Source organism: Parabacteroides timonensis (assembly GCF_900128505.1).
GTDB lineage: Bacteria > Bacteroidota > Bacteroidia > Bacteroidales > Tannerellaceae > Parabacteroides > Parabacteroides timonensis.
Genome location: NZ_LT669941.1, coordinates 1,370,844 through 1,394,854 on the forward strand (window position 1 = coordinate 1,370,844; position 24,011 = coordinate 1,394,854).

16 protein-coding genes, 1 pseudogene and 1 riboswitch are annotated in these 24,011 nt (G+C 41.6%); of the genes and pseudogenes, 8 read left to right on the forward strand and 9 right to left on the reverse strand.

Going from position 1 to position 24,011, the window contains the following annotated elements; translation table 11 throughout:
* Window positions 1–210 precede the first annotated feature (210 nt).
* The 3 genes from BQ7394_RS13245 (at window position 211) to nrdG (ending at window position 4,530) form a co-directional block, all read left to right on the forward strand.
* Entirely contained in the window at window positions 211–1,482 is a 1,272-nt protein-coding gene (locus tag BQ7394_RS13245; protein ID WP_075557873.1) for a phosphoglycerate kinase, read from the forward strand.
* Window positions 1,483–1,647: 165 nt separating this feature from the next.
* Window positions 1,648–1,857: riboswitch (cobalamin riboswitch) on the forward strand.
* A gap of 122 nt (window positions 1,858–1,979) precedes the next feature.
* Window positions 1,980–4,073, forward strand: a complete 2,094-nt coding sequence (gene nrdD, locus BQ7394_RS13250) for an anaerobic ribonucleoside-triphosphate reductase (RefSeq protein WP_075557874.1) — start codon at window positions 1,980–1,982, stop codon at window positions 4,071–4,073.
* Window positions 4,057–4,530 carry an anaerobic ribonucleoside-triphosphate reductase activating protein gene (gene nrdG, locus BQ7394_RS13255; protein ID WP_075557875.1) on the forward strand — a complete coding sequence of 158 codons (474 nt, stop codon included), beginning with the start codon at window positions 4,057–4,059 and terminating at the stop codon, window positions 4,528–4,530. Before nrdD ends, nrdG begins: the two co-directional genes overlap by 17 nt.
* 7 nt (window positions 4,531–4,537) lie before the next feature.
* Here nrdG and BQ7394_RS13260 read toward each other — a convergent pair whose 3' ends face one another.
* A complete protein-coding gene (locus tag BQ7394_RS13260; RefSeq protein ID WP_075557876.1) occupies window positions 4,538–5,638 on the reverse strand; it encodes a Gfo/Idh/MocA family protein in 1,101 nt (366 codons plus the stop codon).
* A 100-nt stretch (window positions 5,639–5,738) separates the two neighbouring features.
* On the opposite strand from BQ7394_RS13260, the gene proS reads away from it, so the two are divergent.
* From proS to BQ7394_RS13280, 4 genes are all read left to right on the forward strand, one after another.
* Window positions 5,739–7,220 carry a proline--tRNA ligase gene (gene proS, locus BQ7394_RS13265; protein ID WP_075557877.1) on the forward strand — a complete coding sequence of 494 codons (1,482 nt, stop codon included), beginning with the start codon at window positions 5,739–5,741 and terminating at the stop codon, window positions 7,218–7,220.
* A 222-nt stretch (window positions 7,221–7,442) separates the two neighbouring features.
* Window positions 7,443–10,151: an alpha-L-rhamnosidase gene (locus tag BQ7394_RS13270; protein WP_075557878.1), complete on the forward strand. Its 2,709-nt coding sequence runs from the start codon at window positions 7,443–7,445 to the stop codon at window positions 10,149–10,151.
* A 141-nt stretch (window positions 10,152–10,292) separates the two neighbouring features.
* Window positions 10,293–11,849 carry a DUF4435 domain-containing protein gene (locus BQ7394_RS13275; RefSeq protein WP_075557879.1) on the forward strand — a complete coding sequence of 519 codons (1,557 nt, stop codon included), beginning with the start codon at window positions 10,293–10,295 and terminating at the stop codon, window positions 11,847–11,849.
* A gap of 97 nt (window positions 11,850–11,946) precedes the next feature.
* On the forward strand, window positions 11,947–13,713 hold the full coding sequence (locus tag BQ7394_RS13280) for an ArnT family glycosyltransferase (protein ID WP_075557880.1): 1,767 nt from the start codon (window positions 11,947–11,949) through the stop codon (window positions 13,711–13,713).
* Between the two features lie 3 nt (window positions 13,714–13,716).
* Here BQ7394_RS13280 and BQ7394_RS13285 read toward each other — a convergent pair whose 3' ends face one another.
* Entirely contained in the window at window positions 13,717–15,093 is a 1,377-nt protein-coding gene (locus tag BQ7394_RS13285) for a 3-keto-disaccharide hydrolase (protein ID WP_075557881.1), read from the reverse strand.
* Between the two features lie 191 nt (window positions 15,094–15,284).
* On the opposite strand from BQ7394_RS13285, the gene BQ7394_RS13290 reads away from it, so the two are divergent.
* Window positions 15,285–15,920: an HAD family hydrolase gene (locus tag BQ7394_RS13290; RefSeq protein ID WP_075560018.1), complete on the forward strand. Its 636-nt coding sequence runs from the start codon at window positions 15,285–15,287 to the stop codon at window positions 15,918–15,920.
* 139 nt (window positions 15,921–16,059) lie between these two features.
* On the opposite strand, the gene BQ7394_RS13295 is transcribed toward BQ7394_RS13290, so the two are convergent.
* The 7 genes and pseudogenes from BQ7394_RS13295 to BQ7394_RS13325 form a co-directional block, all read right to left on the reverse strand.
* Window positions 16,060–17,076 carry a glycosyltransferase family 2 protein gene (locus BQ7394_RS13295; RefSeq protein ID WP_075557882.1) on the reverse strand — a complete coding sequence of 339 codons (1,017 nt, stop codon included), beginning with the start codon at window positions 17,074–17,076 and terminating at the stop codon, window positions 16,060–16,062.
* Window positions 17,077–17,119: 43 nt separating this feature from the next.
* Window positions 17,120–18,019 (reverse strand): glycosyltransferase family 2 protein, encoded by a 900-nt coding sequence (locus BQ7394_RS13300; RefSeq protein WP_075557883.1) that lies wholly within the window; start codon window positions 18,017–18,019, stop codon window positions 17,120–17,122.
* 14 nt (window positions 18,020–18,033) lie between these two features.
* A pseudogene (locus BQ7394_RS26640) lies at window positions 18,034–18,177 on the reverse strand (DapH/DapD/GlmU-related protein); the annotation flags it as partial.
* A 379-nt stretch (window positions 18,178–18,556) separates the two neighbouring features.
* Window positions 18,557–19,699 (reverse strand): glycosyltransferase family 4 protein, encoded by a 1,143-nt coding sequence (locus BQ7394_RS13310; protein ID WP_161951797.1) that lies wholly within the window; start codon window positions 19,697–19,699, stop codon window positions 18,557–18,559.
* A 20-nt stretch (window positions 19,700–19,719) separates the two neighbouring features.
* Window positions 19,720–20,757, reverse strand: coding sequence for a glycosyltransferase family 4 protein (locus BQ7394_RS13315; protein ID WP_139317709.1), 1,038 nt, complete (start codon window positions 20,755–20,757; stop codon window positions 19,720–19,722).
* Between the two features lie 122 nt (window positions 20,758–20,879).
* Entirely contained in the window at window positions 20,880–21,665 is a 786-nt protein-coding gene (locus BQ7394_RS13320) for a glycosyltransferase family 25 protein (protein ID WP_075557887.1), read from the reverse strand.
* A gap of 14 nt (window positions 21,666–21,679) precedes the next feature.
* Window positions 21,680–24,010 (reverse strand): GumC family protein, encoded by a 2,331-nt coding sequence (locus BQ7394_RS13325; protein WP_075557888.1) that lies wholly within the window; start codon window positions 24,008–24,010, stop codon window positions 21,680–21,682.
* Window position 24,011: the final 1 nt, after the last annotated feature.

Consider the following 24,011-nt stretch of genomic DNA (forward strand, 5'->3'; position numbering starts at 1 on the left):
TTTCCTTTCCTAATCCGTTAAAGCTCTGTTATGGATGCGATAACAAACGAACCTTTCCTATACATTATATATAGACAACCCTAAAAGAAGCCATTTGTATGCTAAACAGACCGAATTATTCTGCAAATGTAACATTGAAATAAAATATTTTTGTGTAAGTTTGCGAGCGCTAAGAAAGACATTTTATACAGAAATTTAAATACAAGAGTTATGCAATCAATTGACAATTTCAATTTTGCCGGCAAAAAGGCATTTGTAAGAGTTGACTTCAACGTTCCATTGGACGAAAACTTCAACATCACAGACGACACCCGTATTCGTGCCGCTCTTCCTACTCTTAAGAAGATCCTGGCAGACGGTGGCAGTGTAATCATAGGTTCTCACCTGGGTCGTCCGAAAGGCGTTACTGATAAATTTTCACTGAAACATATTTTGGGTCGTGTATCTGAATTACTGGGCGTAGAAGTTCAGTTTGCTAACGACTGTATTGGTGAAGAAGCTGGTGCTAAAGCTGCTGCTCTGCAACCGGGCGAAGCTTTATTGCTGGAAAACCTTCGTTTCTATGCAGAAGAAGAAGGTAAACCCAGAGGTTTGGCTGAAGATGCAACAGACGACGAAAAGAAAGCTGCTAAAAAAGCAGTAAAAGAAAGCCAGAAAGAATTCACTAAGAGATTGGCTTCTTATGCAGACTGCTATGTAAACGATGCATTCGGTACTGCTCACCGTGCTCACGCTTCTACGGCGCTGATCGCTGATTACTTCGATGCTGACCACAAAATGTTCGGTTACCTGATGGAAAAAGAAGTAAAAGCTGTAGAAAAAGTAATGAACGACATCGCTCGTCCGTTTACCGCTATCATGGGTGGTTCTAAAGTTTCTTCTAAAATCGAAATCATCGAAAACCTGCTGAACAAAGTAGATAACCTGATCGTAACAGGTGGTATGACTTATACTTTCACTAAGGCTATGGGCGGCAAGATCGGTAACTCTATCTGCGAAGATGACAAACTGGATCTGGCTCTCGACCTGATGAAGAAAGCAAAAGAAAAAGGTGTAAACCTGGTATTGGCTGTCGACGCTAAGATCGCTGATGCTTTCAGCAACGACGCAAATACTAAATTTGCTAACGTTAACGAAATTCCTGACGGATGGGAAGGTCTTGACATCGGTCCTAAGACTATCGAAATCTACGCTGACGTTATCAAGAAATCTAAGACTATCCTTTGGAACGGTCCTACAGGCGTATTCGAATTCGAAAACTTCACTGACGGTTCTCGTGCAGTAGGTAACGCTATCGTTGAAGCTACTAAGAACGGTGCATTCTCTCTTGTTGGTGGTGGCGACTCTGTTGCTTGCGTTAACAAGTTCGGTATTGCAAGCGAAGTATCTTATGTATCTACAGGTGGTGGTGCTTTGCTGGAAGCTATCGAAGGCAAAGTTCTGCCGGGTATCGCAGCTGTTAAAGGCGAACCGTACAAATAATTTCAGATATTGTTTATAATATCCTAATTAAATATAAAACCCCGGTGAAGTGATTTCACCGGGGTTTCTTGTTTTATAATCACTGCCTCATAATATCCCATCTGGGATGTATTACGGATGAATAACGTAACCATATATGCCTCCTTGCAATATTGAATTAATTCATATCTTTGTTATCGACAATGGTTTCCGAATCACATTTCAGTGAGAAAGATTAAAAGGGAATCCTGTGAAAATCAGGAACTATCCCCGTAGCTGTAAGTTTTGCTCCTGCAAAGGAGAAATGTAGTAACTGTCATATACCACTGGTCTCAAGGCCGGGAAGGTGTTACTACTGAAACAAGTCAGAAGACCTGCCATTTCAATCAGACAGAATCCAGCGCTTTCGGGTGAAAAGCAGTGGTATGAATCCTTATAAGATCCATTTATCACTTTATCTCCGGGAATCATTGCGGAACTGCATGAACAGAAGTATTGTTTAATCTTAAATAAAAAGTATGATCAGCACGGAGATTTTTATTGTCAAGAGAGATGGTAAAAAAGAAGTATTCTCACTTGACAAAATCAAGAATGCGATAGCTAAAGCATTTTTGTCGGTAGGAAGTTTTGCTACCCAGGAAGTAATAACCAATATCCTCAGCCGCATCAGTGTCAGCGAAGGGACAAGTGTGGAAGATATTCAGAACCAGGTGGAAGTTGCCTTGATGGCAGAGCATTATTATGCGGTAGCTAAGTCATATATGCTATACCGGCAGAAACATCTGGAAGATCGGGAAGTAAGGGATAAACTACGCTTTCTATTGGATTATTGCGATGCATCCAATCCGGCTACCGGAAGTAAATATGATGCTAATGCCAATGTGGAGAATAAAAATATCGCGACCCTGATAGGTGAATTACCGAAATCAAACTTTATCCGCCTGAACCGCCGGCTGCTAACAGACCGGCTAAAAGATATGTACGGCAAAGAAGTATCGGACCGTTATCTGGAACTGTTGAATCACCATTTCATTTATAAGAATGATGAAACAAACCTTGCCAACTATTGTGCCAGTATAACAATGTATCCCTGGCTGATAAGCGGTACAGCTTCTGTCGGAGGTAACTCTACCGCCCCAACCAACCTGAAATCTTTCTGTGGCGGTTTCATCAATATGGTATTCATCGTTTCAAGTATGTTGAGCGGTGCGTGTGCGACTCCCGAGTTTCTGATGTATATGAATTATTTTGTCGGATTGGAATATGGAAAGGATTATTACCGACATGCCGACGATGTGGTAGACTTGTCCAGTAAGCAACGAACGATAGACAAAATGATTACAGACTGTTTCGAACAAATAGTCTATTCCATCAACCAGCCTACCGGAGCCAGAAACTTCCAGGCTGTCTTTTGGAACATCGCCTATTATGACAAGTATTATTTCAACAGCCTTTTCGAGAATTTTGTATTCCCTGACGGCAGCAAACCCGATTGGGATTCGTTAAACTGGCTGCAAAAGCGGTTCATGAAATGGTTCAACAAAGAACGTACCCGTAATATTCTGACTTTTCCTGTTGAAACAATGGCACTCCTGTCAAAAGACGGAGATGTACTCGATAAGGAATACGGTGATTTTACAGCCGAGATGTATGCCGAAGGACATTCTTTCTTTACCTACATGAGCGATAATGCCGATTCGTTAAGTAGTTGCTGCCGTTTGCGCAACGAAATACAGGACAACGGTTTCAGTTATACACTGGGAGCCGGAGGTGTATCTACCGGTTCTAAAAGTGTATTGACAATCAACCTGAACCGTTGTATCCAGCATGCCGTGAAGTCCGGTATACTTTATCCGTTCTTCCTGGAAGAAGTGATCGACCTGGTGCATAAAGTCCAGTTGGCCTACAATGAGAACCTGAAACAATTACAGGCCAAAGGTATGTTGCCTCTGTTCGATGCCGGTTATATCAATATGAATCGCCAGTATCTTACAATCGGGGTGAACGGATTGGTTGAAGCCGCCCAGTTTATGGGAATCGAAATCAACGACAATCCCAAATATGAAGCATTTGTACAGGAAATACTCGGCATGGTAGAGAAGTACAACAAAAAGTACCGTAGTAAGGAAGTATTGTTCAACTGCGAAATGATCCCTGCTGAAAATGTAGGAGTAAAACATGCCAAATGGGATAAAGAAGCAGGTTATCAGACATTCCGCGATTGCTATAACAGCTATTTCTATATCGTGGAAGATACGACACTCAACGTTGTCGACAAATTCCGCATCCACGGCCGACGTTATATCGAACATCTGACCGGTGGCTCGGCACTCCACATGAACCTGGAAGAGCATCTGAGCAAAGAACAATACCGTCAGTTACTGCGTGTCTCAGCTATAGAGGGGTGTAATTATTTTACATTCAACATACCTAATACCGTTTGTAACGATTGTAACCATATCGACAAACGCTATTTAAAAGAATGTCCCAAATGCCACAGTCAAAATGTGGATTATCTGACCCGCGTTATCGGTTATATGAAACGTATCAGCAATTTCTCACAACCTCGGCAGAAGGAAGCTCATATCAGACATTATGCTACGTTACACTGATTACGATATAGTCTTTCAGGAAGTACCGGACGAAATAACGTTGGCGATCAACATATCTAACTGTCCCAACCGGTGCAAAGGTTGCCATAGCCCCTATTTACTGAAAGATATCGGCGAGCCTTTGACAGAAGAAAACCTTTCCGCACTTCTCAAGAAGTACGGAAAGGCCATTACCTGTGTCTGCTTCATGGGTGGAGATGCTTCACCTGCAGATATCAAACAATTAGCGGAATATCTGCATCATCAGACTGTTACTCCGGTAAAAGTCGGATGGTATTCGGGAAAACCCGAGCTATCCCCGGCTATCGACCTGAAATTCTTTGAATACATCAAACTAGGTCCCTATATCGAGCATTTGGGCGGATTGAAATCCCCCACAACAAACCAACGTTTCTACCGTATCGAGAACGGGATGATGAAAGACATCACCTACCGGTTCTTTTCTACAGCGAAATGACAGACAGTTAGAACCGGACCGGTTTACCGCTTTTGGCACTCTTTATGGCAGATTCAAGAATCTCTACTACAACCAGGTTGTTCTCCAGCGAAGACAAATCGGTGGGAGCAACCTGTATTTCTTTACGAACAGCCGCTTTTAGATAATAGAAAGAATCATTATAAGGAACTTCCAATGCAGGAGGTTGTACCGTCGTCTCTTTCCGATCGGTGTAAATACGCATGGAAGTCGGTGTGTCCTGATAAATATATCCTTTAGTACCATAAATATGCATATCTTTTCGTCCTTTCGGCCAGTTCCACGATCCCATGATCTGTACGGTTGCAGAAGGATATTCCACCAGGATCGTCGCATCATCGTCTACGTTCGGATATTTATCCGGTTTAAATTGTTTCAATACGGCATATACACTTTTCGGTTTCTCTCCATTCATCAACCAGGTAACCAAATTAGCACCATAACAACCGAAATCGATAACCGCCCCTCCACCGTTCAGCTTCGGATCAGTCAGCCAGTCAGTGAATTCTTTTCCACACCCAATCTCGATGGGCCCTTCATGCCCGTCATAAACCTCTATACGGTTAATCTTTCCGATTGCATTATCTTCCTTTATTAGACGATAAGCTTCATGATTAGTATTATACCATGTCGTTTCATAATTGGTTAGTAACAAGGTATTATTTTTACGGGCCAGTTCTGCCATCCGGTTAGCATGTTGCATATTAACAGCTAAAGGTTTCTCGACCATTACATGAATACCACGCGGTGCACAAGCCTCTACAACAGCCAGATGATCATAAATAGAACCATAAGCTACCACCACTTCTGGCTTCGTCTTATCCAGCATCTCCCCCAGATCGGCATAAAAAAGAGAAGCATCCAGCTTCTTTCGTAACGGATTATTTTCTCTTAACCGTTCATCCGGTTCAGCAACTCCGACAACTTCAAAATCACCTCTGTCCATACGAATAATGACTTCATGAAGATGTCCGTGCGATACCCCGGCTACCCCCAGGCGGAGCGGTTTAGAATTTTGAGCACTTAAGATAAATGGCATGTAAACGATCGACATAAATAAAAATGTCCTGATTATCTTGTATATATTCATGGCCTATATAATAGAATTGTTTGTGACAAAGATATAAATATTTTTGTACCTTTGCCCCTCATAAAAATAAGAATAGATAACATATATAACAATAAAAAAGATGGCAAAAGAGCTGAAAGAACTGACCAAGAGAAGTGTAAACTACTCCCAGTGGTACCAGGATCTGGTTATTAAAGCGGATTTAGCAGAGAACTCTGCTGTACGTGGCTGTATGGTTATCAAACCTTACGGATACGCTATTTGGGAAAAAATGCAACGTATCCTCGATGATATGTTCAAAGAAACAGGACACGTAAACGCTTACTTCCCGCTGTTGATCCCGAAATCATTCTTAAGCAAAGAAGCCGAACACGTAGAAGGTTTCGCCAAAGAATGTGCAGTTGTTACACATTATCGTCTGAAAACGAATCACGACGGTACAGGTGTTGTTGTCGACCCGGCAGCTAAACTGGAAGAAGAACTGATCATTCGCCCGACATCAGAAACAATCATTTGGAATACATACCGCAATTGGATCCAGTCTTATCGCGACCTGCCTATCTTATGTAACCAGTGGGCAAACGTAATGCGTTGGGAAATGCGTACCCGTCTGTTCCTTCGTACTGCCGAATTCCTGTGGCAGGAAGGACATACCGCTCACGCAACCCGCGAAGAAGCAGAGATCGAAGCAAAGAAGATGCAGCAAGTATATGCAAATTTTGCCGAAAACTATATGGCTATGCCGGTCGTTAAAGGCGTAAAGTCTGCCAGTGAACGTTTTGCAGGAGCTTTGGATACCTATACGATCGAAGCTATGATGCAGGACGGAAAAGCATTGCAGGCAGGAACTTCCCACTTCCTGGGACAGAACTTCGGTAAGGCATTCGACGTTACTTTCATCGACAAAGAAGGTAAGAGCGACTACGCATGGGCAACTTCATGGGGGGTTTCTACCCGTCTGATCGGTGCGCTTATCATGTCTCACTCGGATGATAACGGTTTGGTATTGCCTCCGCACCTCGCTCCTATCCAGGTTGTAATTATTCCGATCTACCGTAACGACGAACAGCTGGCACAGATCAGCGAAAAGGTGAGCGGTATCGTTGCCAAGCTGAAGAAGATGGGTATTTCCGTTAAGTTCGACGATGCAGATAATAAGAAACCGGGCTGGAAGTTCGCCGAATACGAACTGAAAGGTGTTCCTGTACGTCTGGCTATGGGTGGACGCGACCTGGAAAACAATACGATCGAAGTAATGCGTCGCGATACGTTGGAAAAAGAAACCATCACTTGCGACGGTATCGAAAAATACGTACAGAACCTGTTGGAAGAAATCCAGCAGAACATCTTCCAGAAAGCACTCGACCATCGTACAGCTTGCACGGTCACAGTCGACACTTACGAAGAATTCAAGGAAAAGATCGAAGAAGGCCTCTTCATCATGGCTCACTGGGACGGTACTCCTGAAACAGAAGAGTTGATCAAGAACGAGACGAAAGCAACTATCCGTTGTATCCCTCTGGAAGGAGACAAGACACCGGGTAAATGTATGGTTACCGGCAAACCTTCCGCACAACGCGTATTGTTTGCACGAGCTTACTAAGCAATAATACTAAAATATGAAAAGCGGTAAATAACCTTGAGAAACGAGGTGTTTATCGCTTTTTTATATTCACACAGAAAAGTATTCTCGTTTTCATCCCTTGTTGTATCATTTTACATAGAATAAATATCAAAATTCAAAGTCTGCTCAATATTCAAAACTCTAATTTTGTAGAAAGATAATTATATACTTTTATTCTATCATAACTTAATACAAATACAGATGAAAACAACCTTATCCTCCTTATTGGCCGCTTTAGTTTTCATACTGGCAGGATGCACATCCAGCCAAACGGTCGATATAAAAGACCTCCGGGTTGAAATGAAAGAAAATCCGATCGGTATCGGAGTATCGCAACCCCGCTTTATGTGGAAAATCTCCTCCGTATCTCCCGATCTCATTCAGACCTCGTATCAGATACAGGTCGCCGAATCTCCCGAGAATCTAACTAACGGAAAAGATTTAGTTTGGGACAGTGGCGAGGTTAAAAGTGACGAGTCCGTACAGATACCTTACGCAGGAAGCCCGCTACAATCCTGCAAACAATACTTCTGGCGTGTTAAAGCCAACACCAACCAGGGTACCACCAATTGGAGTAAAACAAACTCCTGGTCGATGACACTTAACCCATCCGATTGGAAAGCAACGTGGATCGGAGAAAACAAACTGTCCAATGCCGGAGAAACAAATGAAGGAAAAACCCGTCTTGCCGCACGCTATCTCCGTAAAGAGTTCGTTGCAAACAAACCTATTCAAAGAGCCGTCTTATACATTTCAGGTCTCGGTTTCTCCGAATCTTACATCAACGGAAAACCCGTTAGCGAAGATATTTTTGCACCCGGCCCCTCCTGGTATCCTAACCGGGTATATTATAATGTATATGATGTAACCGATCTATTGTCAAAGGATAAAAACACGATCGGTATCGCCTTAGGTAACGGACGCTATTTCGGCATGAGAGATAAACAGGAAACTTTACCTTCTTTACTCGCACAGTTGGAGATCGAGTATGCTGACGGTTCGCAGTCAACCATTATCAGTGACACCTCCTGGAAAGTAACCTCCAAAGGCCCTATCGTTGCCAATAACGAATTCGATGGAGAAGAATACGATGCCCGACTAGAACTGAACGGATGGAACAAAAACGGTTTCGACGACTCCAAATGGCAAACGGCAGATGTTATGGCCACACCTCCGGGAGAACTAACCGTACAAGCCAACCCGAACCTTCGCATCCAGGAAGAAATCAAACCCGTCAGCATCACCGAAAGACCGGACGGTAAATACATCATCGATATGGGTCAGAACATGGTAGGCAGACTGGCTATCAACCTGAAAGGAAAGAAAGACCAACCTATCACAATGAAGTTTGCCGAGATACTGAAAGAAGACGGTTCACTTTACCTGGACAACCTGCGTAGCGCCAATGTCTTCGATATTTATACACCGGCACAGGATGGTAATTTCAGTTGGGAACCGACATTCGTTTATCACGGATTCCGTTTTGTAGAAATCTCGGGACTCGACTATAAACCGGAATTAACCGCCTTCACCGGAAAAGTAATCTATGACAAAATGAAAACGACCGGAAAGTTCGAAACCTCCAACCCACTGGTCAACCAGATCTATAAAAACGCCTACTGGGGTATCCGCGGTAACTACCGTGGAATGCCGACCGACTGCCCACAGCGTGACGAGCGCCACGGCTGGTTGGGCGACCGTGTAACCGGAGCTTACGGAGAAGCATTCATCTTCAACAATGCTCTCCTCTATAACAAATGGTTGCAGGATATCGAAGACTCTCAGAGCCCCGAAGGAAGTATTTCCGATGTATCTCCACGCTATTGGACCATATATAACGACGATGTCACCTGGCCTGCCGCCTACTTCTATGTTGCCAACCTGTTATATCGCCAATATGGTGACAAGAGCGGTATTATCAGACACTACCCGTCCATGAAACGCTGGATGCAGCATATCGAACAAACAGCCATGAAAGATTATATCATCGTAAAAGACACATACGGTGACTGGTGTATGCCCCCGGAATCGCAGGAATTGATCCATTCGCAGGATCCGGCCCGTAAAACCGACGGTGCTATCCTCTCTACCAGCATGTACTACAGCCTATTGAACATGATGAGTGAATTTGCTCAAATCTGCGGACAAGACAACGATATCCCTGTATACCGTGAACTTGCAGCCAAAATGAAAGAGGCTTACAATACAAAATTCTTCAATCCGGAAACTGCCCAATACGGCAACAACACCGTTACAGCCAACATATTGTCATTACGTCTCGGTCTTGTACCGGAAGGATACGGAGAAAAAGTTTTTGCCAACATCGTAAAGAAAACAGAAGAAGACTTCGGAGGCCACGTAAGCACCGGTGTTCTGGGTATCCAACACCTGATGCGCGGCTTGACCGAATACGGCCGGGTAGATATGGCTTGGAAAATCGCTACCAACGACACCTACCCAAGCTGGGGCTATATGGTGAAGAAAGGTGCCACCACCATCTGGGAATTATGGAACGGAGACACAGCTGATCCAGCCATGAACTCAGCCAACCATGTCATGTTACTGGGTGACCTGATCATCTGGTACTACGAAGACCTGGCAGGAATTAAGTCCGCTCCGGAATCGATTGCTTACAAGAAACTGATCATGGCCCCGGTATTCCCTGAGGGATTAAACTCAGTGTCTGCGGCCTACGAATCTGTTTACGGAGAGATCACAAGTGCCTGGAAGAAAGAAAACGGAACTTTCAGTTGGGACATCACAATCCCGGGTAATACTTCTGCGGTAGTACGTATACCGAAAGAATTCCAAATCAAACAATCCAACCAGCCGGGAATCCGGAAAGTGAGCGACACCGCCACCTACACGGAAATCGAGATCGGCTCGGGTAGTTATCACTTCGCTAATTAAACAAAGAAAAAGGGTTGCAATTAATAACATGCAACCCTTTTCTATTTGCTGTAATCCTCCTCTTAACAAAAGAAAGCAAAGGAACACTAGCCGATTTAAAGTGAATTCCTTACCTTTGGGAGTGAAACAAATCAGACTTGTATGGAACTCACTCTCCCAACCCAGTTGAATGCTACCGAACCGACCGTACTCGACACGAAGGTACTCGTTGTGATCGGAGCGAATGGCGCCGGCAAAAGTTCGTTCGGTAGGGACTTGCTGGAACGTTATGCCGATAACAGTAAAAAGATATCCGGCATGCACTCGTTATTTATCAGCAGCGAAGAACCCGTTCCTGTCGAAGGCAACGAACTCTCCCGCCTTCAGTCGATGATCGCAGAACGTATTTTTATGCCCCGTCTTTCGGAATATGAGAAACTAATCCTGCGTCTGCAAAGTGAAGAATTCGAAGCAGCCGTAAATTACAAGGAAGCCTGCAAGCTCAATCCGGATCTGCAACCGCCTGTCACCAAAATAGACCGCATCCAAGCCATCTGGGAAAAAATGTTTCCCCACAACCGCCTGGTACGGAAATCCGGATTTATCGAACTGGCCTCGACCAGTCGAGACGGTAATTCATATACCGCCGGAAGAATGAGCGATGGCGAAAAGATCGTTTTCTACCTGATCGGAGCCGTACTGTGTGCCACCCCGAACGAACTGTTAGTGATCGAAGAACCCGAAATACTCCTTCACAACTCCATCAAGAACCTGCTTTGGGACGAGATAGAAGCCATGCGCCCCGATTGTACCTACATATATCTCACACACGACATCGATTTTGCCACCTCACGCCCACAAGGCAAACGGATCTGGATAAGAGACTACAACGCCGATGCCCATGTATGGGATTACCAGCTGATAGAAAGCAACGACAGCCTTCCCGAAGAAGTCTATATAGATATCCTGGGAAGCCGTAAACCCATCCTGTTCATCGAAGGCACCGACTCCAACAGTATAGACAACCGCCTCTACCCGCTTATCTTCCCCGATTATATGGTCAAGCCGATGGGCGGTTGCCAGAAAGTGATCGAAACAACAAAGGCTTTCCGCCAGCTACAGGATTTCCATACACTGGAATCGATGGGCATCGTCGACCGCGACCGCCGTACCCGGGGAGAGATCGATTATCTGCGCGAGCAACACATCTTCGTCCCCGACGTAGCCGAAGTGGAAAACCTGTTGATGCTCGAACCCGTCATCAAAACTGTTGCCAACCGCCTGATGAGAGATCCCGAACAAGTATTCGAGCAGGTAAAAGAGAATGTAGTCAAACTGTTCGAGAAAGATCTGGAGAGCCAGGTGATCCTCCATGCCAAACATCGTGTACGCAAAAAGCTCGAAACAACAGTAGACCGCAAAATCACCACCGTCGAACAACTGACCGAGCATGTGGAAAGCATCCGTTTCAACGTCCATGTAGACGAGATATACAGCGGAATAAAAGATAAATTTATTCAATACGTCGAAACAAGCGACTATAAAAACATTCTCCGGGTATATAACCAGAAAGGTATGCTCCCGCAAAGTCGCCTGTGTAACATCTGCGGTATCAGTAACAAAGAAAGTTACCTGAACCTTATCCTCTCTATACTGAAAGAAAATAAAGAGGATGCGGAAATCATCCGTTCATCCATCAAAGAATCTTTAGGGACATAAAAAGTTATCAAAAATGCAGGAAAAGTCCGTAAAAAATCGTTCTTTTGCACATTAAAAATATCGACATTAACTGGGATAGTCCTTTTACAAAAAGAATATGCGTACACCGACACTACAATACCTCTACCTGCAAAAGCCGGTAACAATGGTTATTATCATCTGTATAATCTCCGTACTTCCCTGGATCGGTCTGGGGGATTTCTCCACTAAAGGAGAACCACGTGAAGCATCAGTTGCTATATCCATGTTGGAATCAGGAAATTGGGTGTTGCCCCAGGTCTATGCCAACGAGTTTGCTTACAAACCTCCTATGGCACACTGGCTGATGGCTGCTTTTTCCTACCCGCAGGGGTATGTATCAGAGTTTACTGCCCGCCTGCCGTCCGCCCTCGCTTTCATCTGTCTGATGGGATGTACACTAGTCTTTTTCGGACGAAGGATTAAATTTCAACAGGCTTTCATTGCCACTCTCCTATTACTTACCTGTATAGAGATACACCGGGCAGCCATGACCACCCGAGTCGATATGTTACTGACCACTTTCATTGTGATCGGCCTCTATCAGCTGTTCCGTTGGGAGGACCGGTTGGAACTGAAAGGCTTACCGATCATAATACCTATATTACTGGGATGTGCCGTATTGACAAAAGGACCTGTCGGTGTCATCCTTCCTCTGTTTGTCTTCGGAGCTTACCTGCTAATGCTTCGTAAATACAGCTTATTGACCATTTTTAAATCGCTCCTCTATATCGGTGTATCCTCCTTATTTTTACCATTACTGTGGTATATCGCAGCCTGGAAGCAGGGAGGAGATCATTTCCTGGATGTCGTACTTGCCGAAAACTTCGGACGTTTCTTTCACCTGGACACTCCAGAGATCAGTTATGACCTGGGACACGAGAATGGTGCCTGGTACAACTTTATGACCCTGGCAGCAGGATTTATCCCCTGGACGATCTTCTTTTTCTTCTCTCTCTTCGGACTGAAATGGCAAAAATCCAACCAGTCTTTTAAAGAGATCCTGAAAGATAGCTGGAACCGCATTCTTTCTATGGAGAAAGAAAAGCTATTCAGCCTGGTAGCTTTGGTTTGTATCATCTTTTTTTATAGCATCCCTTCCAGCAAGAGAAGTGTGTACCTGATGCCCGCATATCCGTTTATTGCGATATTCCTGGCACAATACGCAATTTATATTACCGAATACAGAACAAAGGTTACCCGTATATTTGCAGCATTCCTGGCCTCTATAACAACTGTCGTTCTAATTGCCGTCGGATTGACAATGATAGGAGTCATCGACCTGGTAACTATCGTATCGCAATATACGGATCGTGCAGCTACCTTGTCGCAGGTTGAAGCCGTATCGAATATGTTTTCTTATTGCAACGGCCTGACGATCTGCATTATTATCATCGTCCTGTTGGCCCTGATGACAGTACTTTACCAGATGTTCAAAAAGATAAACATCAAAATCCTGTATGCCACCATTGCATTGAGCTTTACGATCAATCTATTGATCGACGGCGTTATTATGCGCGGTATCCGTCAGAATGGTTCTGCACGTCCTTTCGCAGAAAGGGTAATGAAAGAATATCCGTTGAACGAAAATAACATGTTCGTGATGAACAATCTCAGGATTTACAGAAACCTGTACGGACTTAATTTTTATCTCGGAAACCGTTTCCATAACTTCGAACAGGAAATGCCGGAAGGAGGATTTTTCTTTGCTACCCCCAGTGATCTGGAGACAGTGATCAAAAATTACGAAGGCCAATACACATTCAGTATATTGACCTCCTCTGATTATATCATTCAAGAAATGCGACGTCCGATTCTTTTATGCAGTTTCGCACGCGAGAAATAAAGTTTATTTAAGCTCTTTAATCTTTATACTGCGGAAAGCAACCTCATCGCCATGATCCTGCAACAGGATATGTCCTTTGGGAGCTTCTCCGAAACGTCCTGCCTCGTTATATGACGGGGCAGCATATTTACTACCTTTCACTAACTCACGGAAAGCATCCGAGCCACGTTCATATTCCAGTGTTTTAAACCCGTTCAACCAATGTTCTACATGATTATTGGGGAACACTTTCAAAACAGCCTGATTCCAGTTTCCAACACCGTTGAAACGTTTATTCTGTGCCGGCATCATATCATAAAGACTTGCCAGTGTACGGCTACCCGGGAAAGTTGTATACAGTTTGGCATCCGGATGAAGCTTATCGTCCAATATCTGATATTCCAGACCATAAGCCGATCCACTCTGTTTTTCAGCCTCTGTTACGAAATACTTGATACCACTGTTAGCCCCCGGTGTAATTTTAAATTCCACACTCAACTCAAAAGCAGCATATTCTTTATCGGAAACAATATCACCGCCGTTTGTGGACTCTCCGCCACCCGATTTCAATACGATCAGTTGTCCGTCTTCCACTTTCCAACCATGATCCGGGAAAGCCTCTTTGTGAGCTCCACGCCATCCGTCGGTTGTTTTTCCATCGAACATCAAATTCCATCCATCCGCTTTTTCTGCATCTGTCAGGTAATTGGGAATGCGATTCACTTCCGGAGCTAAAGTACCCTGCATACGCTCTGCTTCCAGGTTTTCCGTTTTGATACGTATATTACGCCATTTGATCTCTTTTCCTTCCAGTTCCGTATTCTTACCGATACCATGTACCTGAAAAGCAATAAAGCCTTTAGCCGTTTCATCATCATACAGGTTAGCCGTGTTGACACCATTCAACCAGATACGGATATTATTGCCGATCGCTTCGATACGATATTTGTTCCAGTCTGTCTTTTTGTAAGCGGCCTGTCCCGGTTTGTTATCGACTAATGTCACAAGCCAGCCACGACGCGCCTCATCATACACACCACCACTCCAAGCTCTGTCTGACGGATCCATTTCACACTGGTAACCATGCACACGTCCGTTCTGATAGTCCGGGCGGCTCTCGCTGCGGAACTGTACTCCCGAATTCAAAGAAGGATCGCATAAGGCTTCAAACTCCAGGATAAAATCACCATATTCCTGTTCGGTAGCCATAAAGCTATTCGGCTGCCCCGTTACCGAAGTACCTACCAGGCAACCATCCTCCACCCGATAAGGAGCTTCTCCATTTAACTGTTTGAAACCGGTAAGATCTTTACCATTGAATAACTGTTGCCAACCGTCATTCGACTGACAGGAACAAAGCAGCACAAGAGATAAGGCTGCCAATTTCAAAGTTGCTTTCATTCTGTTTTCCTTTTAGTATTATAAGTAAGTAAATGTTTTTCCGGTATACGAACACCCGTGTGTACGGGCACAAATATAGAAATTAATTTATAATGTACCAGCAAATGCATAGCTATTTTAATAAAAAGGAATCCTTATCAAAGAAATAGGTGTATCTTTGTATGCAAAATGTAATCAATAAAGGTATTTCTATGAAACTGAAAACGGCTCTCTTTGACTTTGACGGTGTGATAGTCGACACTGAACCAATTTATGATATTTTCTGGAATGAAGCAGGCGTCCGCTACGGAACAGGTATCGACAACTTCGCCGCTGTGATCAAAGGCACTACCCTCCCCTACATAATGGATAAGTATTTTTCCGATCGTCCGGAAGAATTCCGTCAGATGGTAATAAAAGAATCGACCGAATACGAAAGTACAATGCCCCTACCGGCTATGCCCGGTTCTCTCGAATTCCTGCACTTGCTGAAAAAGAACGGTGTGCAGATAGGTCTGGTCACCAGTTCCGATAATTCAAAAGTAGAACGTGCTTTTAAATTACATCACCTGGACAACCTGTTCGACACGATCGTAACAGCCGACCGTATCACAAAAGGCAAACCCGATCCGATGTGTTATCTGTTGGCAGCAAACGACCTGAACGTTTCTTCAGCCGACTGCATCGTATTCGAAGACTCTTTTGCCGGCATACAAGCCGGAACAGCGGCCGGTATGCGGGTAATCGGATTAAGCACTACCAATCCGGAAGAAACCCTCAGAGATAAGGTATATGAAGTGATACCGAACTTCGAGAAGATCACTTTCGAGGATTATATGAAATGGTAAAAATGACTTTTACTATTCGATGAGACAAAGAAACCGAGAGACAGAATATTTTCTGACACCCGGTTTCTTTACATTACTTGCTACTTTTTCCTGAAAAGCATCAACTAACCTTGACCAGACCGATTCCATAGAAACCATCCTACTGCTTAGAATTATATTTAAACCTTTTCTTATATCGAATATACTTACGTCTTAAAAAAACCATAAGCAAGTATATATTTGCAAGCAAACTAGCCCAAAAAGGAGATTGAAAGAAAACGCTTGTAATGAAATAGAAATCTTTTCTTTTCCTCCACAGAAATTTCTTTTGCTCTTCTTTACTCCAATAATAATCATACAAAATTGTTCTTACTTCCGTTTCTTTATGGCTAATACAATTCAGAAAAAAATAATAGAACTTCAAATAAAGTTCGTCTTTAATAGACTGATTATAGGTATATATATCCAATAGAGAGTAGATATACTTCACCATATCAAGCTTAAGCATTCTGACTTTTTTCGCATCCTGATTTGTTATAGATCCTGACCGTGAAACATAATTATACAAACGGATATCAATAACTATCGTTTTTTTTACTTTCAAACATATTTGCATGTTGAAAAACAAATCTTCCCCGATGGAAATAGGATGATAAATAACATCATCAAATAATGATTTTCGCATCAATTTACCCCAAATAAACCATTTCTTATGATGGAGTATACAATACAGCAGTTCCTGACCATACAATCCATCCAACTCACTATTACTTTTTACCTTCTCTTTAAAGATATAACCATTATCCTCAGTGACATAATAAAAATTGCATTCTACATAATCAGATCCACTTTTTACTATTGCATTATACAATTCTTCTATTGCATTTGTTTCCAGATAGTCATCACCATCTAAATGAAATACATATTCACCACGGGCTATATCTAATCCAGATTTACGAGCATAAACCAATCCTTGATTTTCTTTTGTTATTACTCTGATACGACTATCTTTCTCTGCATATTTTTTAATAATATGGGGAGATTCGTCGGTTGATCCATCATTAACAACAATGATCTCCAGATCATGAAAAGTCTGACTGACACAAGATAATAAACAAGTATCAAGATAGGAAGCTACATTATACACCGGTATAATAATTGAAACTTTTACATCCATTTGTTCTATAATTTATTATTAATTCATTATTACTTAACTATACTTACCGGCAATTATAAACATCACTCAGATGCTTCTTGATTTTCTCCCTATCCCCACCACAGACGCGCTTTATTTCAAAGATTTTACTATCCACCAATGTCCTATACCACCACCCTTGCAGGAAATGCCATAAAAAACCTTCTTGACCTTCCAGAAAACCACCTTTAAGAAAATAACGATAACAGAAATAAATAAATGCACGCCAGAAAAGAGGCATACGCACATAACGATGTTTTATTTGCCTTTTATCCATAGCCTGAGCTGTTAATTGTTTTTGATCATCAGACCGAGATACACCGTATAAATCCAACTCGATATCCAATAAATCTGCAGCTTCACGAACTGCATAACCTACATGCTTATTGCAAAACCATGACAGGTTATTCAAATTATGATCTACAAAATCTCCTTCAAAATTGACTGTTGTTCCGTCCAATAACTGAATATGTTCATCCATCAGTCGTTGCTCACAAATAGCTTTACCATAGTGAAACATACGAAGCAAATAAACGGGATAAATTCCTCGTTTCATCCATTTCCCCAAAAAGTAGTGACGTCGTTTAAAAACAATACCTGATATATTCTCCGGTAAAAATGGAACTTTCTCTGATAACTCCTTTATCAATGCGGGTAGTAAATATTCATCCGCATCCAACCGAAGTACCCATTTCGTTCGGATCGGAGCATGTTCCAATGCCCAGTTGAATTGCTTCGCATAATTATTCTCCCATTTATTTTGAAAGATCACAGCACCATACTCCTTTGCAATCTCCAACGTACGATCCGTTGAAAAAGAATCTATTACATAGATATCCAGCGCCAAATTCTTTAGATTTTCTAAACAACGACGAATATGAATTTCTTCATTATAAGTCAAAATAATCACTGATAAGTCTAGCATATCTCATTCATTATTCGTTTCCTTATATACTTGGCCGGATTTCCTCCGACAATAGTCCATGCCTCCACATCTTTGGTAACTACACTTCCAGCACCGACAACAGCACCTTCTCCAATAGTAAGACCTGGTAATATCAATGCTTTGGCTCCGATAAAAACATAAGGTTCTATATCTATTCGTCCTACCATCAGAGGGAGTCTTAACGTTGACAAATCATGTGTGCCATTACAGATATAAGAATACTGGGACAAAACGGAATATTCACCGAAACAGACAGGTCCCAAATTATAGACTTCTGAGTTGGGACCGAGACAAGCTCCTTCCTTCATTTCCAAATGCCAAGGGACATATATACGAGCCGAAGAAAAAATAAAAACCTTTTTTACTTTTGCTCCAAATATCCGAAGCCAAAAAAGTCGCCAGAAATTTAGTTTCTTCGGAGTCCAACGACATAATAATAACCAGGTAAAATGCCACAGACGTATCCCTAATGCCTCTTTTACAGACCAAGAGGTAGTAGCCGAATCTTTTTGGAACTCAATTTTCAGCCAAACCTTCCCCATCACACAATATCATAAACAAGTCCAAAAAACGATCTGCTATACAAGGACAAGAAAATTGCTTGGCTGTTTCCGCTGCATATAAGCCTAATTTACGACGCTTGGAAGCATTTTCTATCAGATCCTCCAACGCGGCTTTTAAGTTCTCAACAGCATTTTCTTTTACATTAAATCTTATGCCATTCTTTTCATGAAACACATAATCGTCGAAACAGGGGATATCCGATACAATAACCGGTAATCCCAACGCCATAGCTTCCAAAGGAGCACAAGGCATCGCATCACCTGTTGTCGGAAGCGGAGGATAACAATATATATGTGCAGTCCGCATATATTGAGCTAACAAAGTCGGATCAGATATTTCTCCTACAAAATCCAACTCAAAGTTTTTTACATACTTTTTTAATTCATTACAATATTCCTTTCCTCCTCCACCTCTCCGTATATCATTGGTTCCAATTAAAGATAATTTTATCTTTTTCTCAACCGATAATGAAGAAAGAGCTTTTACCAGGTTAAACAGTCCTTTTTCCGGATGTAATCGTCCGGTATAAACTACATGCACAGTGTCTTCTATATCTCCGATAGATGTATAATAATAAATATTTTGATTTACAGGATTATTTATTACGCACACATTTTGTAGTCGCGGAGCTTGTTTTATCACTGCTTCACCAATCATTGAACCACATGCCACTAATTTATCGACATTGGACAGATATTTAAATTGATTCTTAGGAAAACGAGCAACATTATAGATTGAAACCTTATACTTTTTTTTAAAAAATCTACATAAGAAAGGGGTCCAGAAGGTATTCATTACCAATATATCTGTTTTTTCAATTCTCATAAGAGAATTAATTGAATACAGAAAATCAAATATCAAGTCCAAATACACAGATCTTTTTCTTTTGTAACCTTTGATATAAATATTATTTATTCCATTTTTATCTAATAGATTATTTGTATATCCCTCGTGCTCTGGTCGTTTTGAAATAATTTTCACTTGATTTCCTTTATTTACAAATTCTATCGATAGATCGTACCAGATTTTCTCTACTGCACCAATCCCTAGAGGAGGTACATATCCAAAAGGAGAGGTTATTATTGTTATTTTCATACTCATTTGTTTTTGTTTATCTAAGTTATTTCCAACAAAACGGATAGATTATCATTCTCCATTTTCAAGAGACTTTGAGTATATTTTCCGGCTGCTTTCTTTTTAAGCAGAATATCTTCATCAGAAAGATTTTCCAGAAAAACGGCTATATTTTCTTTTACATTTTCAGAATTTGAAACCAGCCAAATCGCATCACTAAACATATAAGCACCTTCTGATTCCTCATTTGCATTATATAAAACAGGTATCCCGGAACATATCGCACTAACCACTTTCGAAGGCACACAAACATGATTCCAGGAAGGAAGTAAGGAAGCCACACATATATCTACAAACTGTAATTCTACCGGAGCAATATAATCAAGTACAATTACCGATTCAGACATGGCCGCCTCTTTCAAGATCCGTTGTGCCTTTGCCCCATATAAACGAAGTAAAAACAAATATTTTTTAGGATTTAACTGCTTAATTAACTCCAAAAGAAATATATCATTATGAGCTTCTCCTATATTCCCTGCATAACAAAAAACAATCTTATCCTGATTATCTTTTCGCCAAAAAGGGATATTCGCTCTTTCGATAGAACATATCCCACAAGGCAACACTATATGAGGAATAGAAGATTTGTTATATTGCCGGCACAAATAACGATATTGTTGCTCGCCTAATGTTATTAAGAAGTCAGGAACATGATCATAAATTAAAGAAGCTATTCCCCGGTAAACAGGATTTTTACATGACACGAGGCCAGCAGAAACAAATGCTTCAGGATATAAATCCATTGTCCAAAAAACTAATTGACTTCGATAAAACGGACGGAATAAAATAGCCCAAGCATTGATCAAAGAAGGATCGGTCAGTACCACTTTCAATTGATGGCGCGGCAACAACATTGAATAAGTTATTAATCGGAAACCATCCACCAGATTACCAAATAAACGAAGCCATTTATTAACACCACTATAAAAATCCGGCAATTCGATCGTCCGATAAGGTAATTTCTCATCTTGCCCAGAAATCTGTCCTTTATAAGAAGCATCAATAGAAAGTACAATCACATCGACTCCGTTTTTCCATAAAAAATCCGCAAGTTTACGAATCGGACGTCCGGTAGCCGAAGGATGTAATGCGCCGTATTTATTGATAATTACGACTCTTTTTCGCATGTATATTCTTATAATTACAGGTTAACATTTTTTCTCATTCCCCTTAAGCGTAATACTCCTATAGCTCTTAATAAACTTCTTTTTCTATTTCTCAACAAATAACAGAAACGATCGATTAACGGCAAGTCAATTCCCCCCACAGGGTATTCTAATTCAGAGGCAACCTCACTTTCTATTTCTCCACATTCCGACTTACCGACTGCAAATGTTGGATAAATACCCTCAACCAAAATTCCTTTCTCATTCATATATTCATAATCATCTGCATAGATCGAAGCTTTGGGAGTCGCTAATAAAATGTGTGCCGCTTGTCTATTTATCAAATAAGCACACGTACCACAAGCTCTCCATATTCTGAAGATAGAATAGTTATCAATTTTGTATCGTGCGCGAGGGTAGTAATGTGAATGTCTGGCAAGAGTGACGACACAAGCTTCTTTTTCCTCTGATATTCTTTTTACTATCTCAGACAATACAAATTCCATACGAGCTGAATCCCAAAAACGAACATCATCTTCGAGTATTAAAGCATATTGTTCTTCCGAAATCAATAACCTCCGGTAACATTCTCTATGACTTAAAGTACAGCCTATTTCTGTAAGCATAGGTTCACGCAAATACCTACTTTTAAACCGTTTACATTCAAAAAGGCCCTCTATTTCCTCTACAGACATTTTTTTACCGTAAACAGCATTCACTAACTCTACATCCATACAAGGATATTTTGCTGTTTCAGCTATCACATATTCTCTTCTATCTTTCGACACCTCGAGATTAATAACGAATGTTTTTATTTTCATGATAAGATTAGTTGTTATTGATATCCATAATAATTTTCACCATATCCAGAACCATAATACCCGTAGCCATACCCATAACCAGCATGTTTATAACGGGCATCATTCAATAATACAGACATATGCGGTAACTTACCTCCAGTATATAAATTCTCCACATCCGGCAACCGTCGACGATCCATTAATCCTTCACGTACGACATAAATACAGAGGTCGACAACACGGCTGACAATTTGTGCATCGGCCACCATGCCGTAAGGAACCGTATCGATAATGATATAGTCATACCGATCTCTCAACACCCCAATCAATTTATCCAAAGACAGCCCCAGCAATAACTCTGCGGGGTTGGGAGGTACAGGGCCGGAAGCAATCACGTCCAGTTCTTCAAATCCGATATGGGGATGTATCAATTGTGTCGGGTCCGTTATCTTTCCTGACAAATAATTAGTCAGACCTGGCAATACATTCCCATCCTTATCTTTCTTAGAACCCTTACGGATATCCATTTCCAGCAAAATTGTCCGTTTCCCTGCCAATACCAGAGAGACTGCCAAATTATAGGATATAAACGATTTCCCGGAAGCCGGATTAAATGAAGTCAACATCAAAACCTGTGATTTGTTCTGTTTATCCAACATGAAATCTATATTGCTCCGCACAATACGGAATGCTTCGGAAACTCCATTCCTCCGTTGTTTACCGATCACCATTTCTTCATTTTTCCGGTTATGTGGTATTTCTCCCAGAAATGGAATACTCAGATTGTCTTCAATATCTTTCCGTCCACGTACAGTGACATTCAGCATTGGACCCAGATAGAAAAATAACCCCGGTACAACCAGACCGGCAAGTATGGCTGCCAATAAGACCACCAAAGGACTAACACCGGCTGTTCCTACCCCGTATGCCTGATCCACTATACGAAGATTACTCTCGGATGTAGCAGATGTCAATGCATTTTCTTCCCGCTTATTCAATAGATAGAGGAATAATTCTTCTTTTATTTTCTGCTGTCGCTCTACTGAAAGTACATATTTCTGTTGGGTCGGAATACTACTGATCTTACCGGCTTCCAACATTTGCATCCGCTGAGCATATTCCAGTTTCGAATTAATCTCCTCTTTTGCGTTTCTCAGACTTTGACCAACTCCCTTGTGTAAAGATGCTATTTCACCATTCAATATTCTGACAACCGGATTATTAGCACCTCCGCTTTCCATCAGTTTATCCCGTTCCAATAATACTGCGTTATATTTATCGATCAATCCTCCTATCCAAATACTCAACAATCCTGTGTTAGCAGGGAGCAAGGCTTCTTTCTTCAATGGATCGTGTAAATATTGTTGAACCAGTTCAATCAATTCTTTCTGATTACTCAGTTCGGTCACCTGACGATCATAGAAATTCCGACTTTCCAGCGAAAGTTTAGCTTCTATACCAAGATCAGCCGATCGGTTCTGTTTCCGGTAATCTTCAATGTTACTCTCTACATTTCCCAATTCTTCATTGATCAGTTTTAATCGTTCATCAATAAATATAGCTGTATTCTGTATGATCCGGTTTTTATCCTTCAACGATTCATCCACATATACACCGACCAATGTATTCAGTATATCGTCTCCTCTTTCCGGATTCGTATCCAGATAAGTCAATGTCAATAAATTGGCATCATTAACACTGCGCTTCACTTCCAACTGGCCTAACAGGGAAGATATAAGCGACTCATAATCCCAGCAAGAAACCTGTATCTCTTCATTCAGCCATTCATTATTGAATGAAGGGGTTCTATCCACCATCATCCGCCCGATCGGACTATCTATCGGCGTTCCGAAAGTATATTCCATAACCCCATCCGGATCATCCTCTAAACTTTTTATTCTAAAACGGTCATCTGCAACAGGGATAATCGAAAAAAAAGCAGGCTGGGTAAAAGTTGAATCAGGAAAGCTGATTTTCACTGGCATATCCGTATATAAATCTTTAATTTTAAGGCCATCATCCACCGAATAGCCGATTTCCAACCCTAATCTACGGATAACCTCACGCATCAATATTCGAGATTTGAATATCAAAGCCTCTCCCTCTATACTATTACTTTCACTGTCTTCAAACATTTGTTTTTCACTAAAAGCCTCTTCTGCTTTCACCTTATTTTTCAACTGGACGACAGCCTCCCGTTCATAAATAACAGGTATAGTCCTCATACAAACATAAGCCCCCACCGCAAAAAGAAAAACAGATAAAACAAACCATTTCCATTTGGTGAGTAATACATCTAAAATAGTGCGGAGATTAAATTCATTGACCAGATTTAATTTTTCCGTATAAGTAGTTTGTTCTTCCATA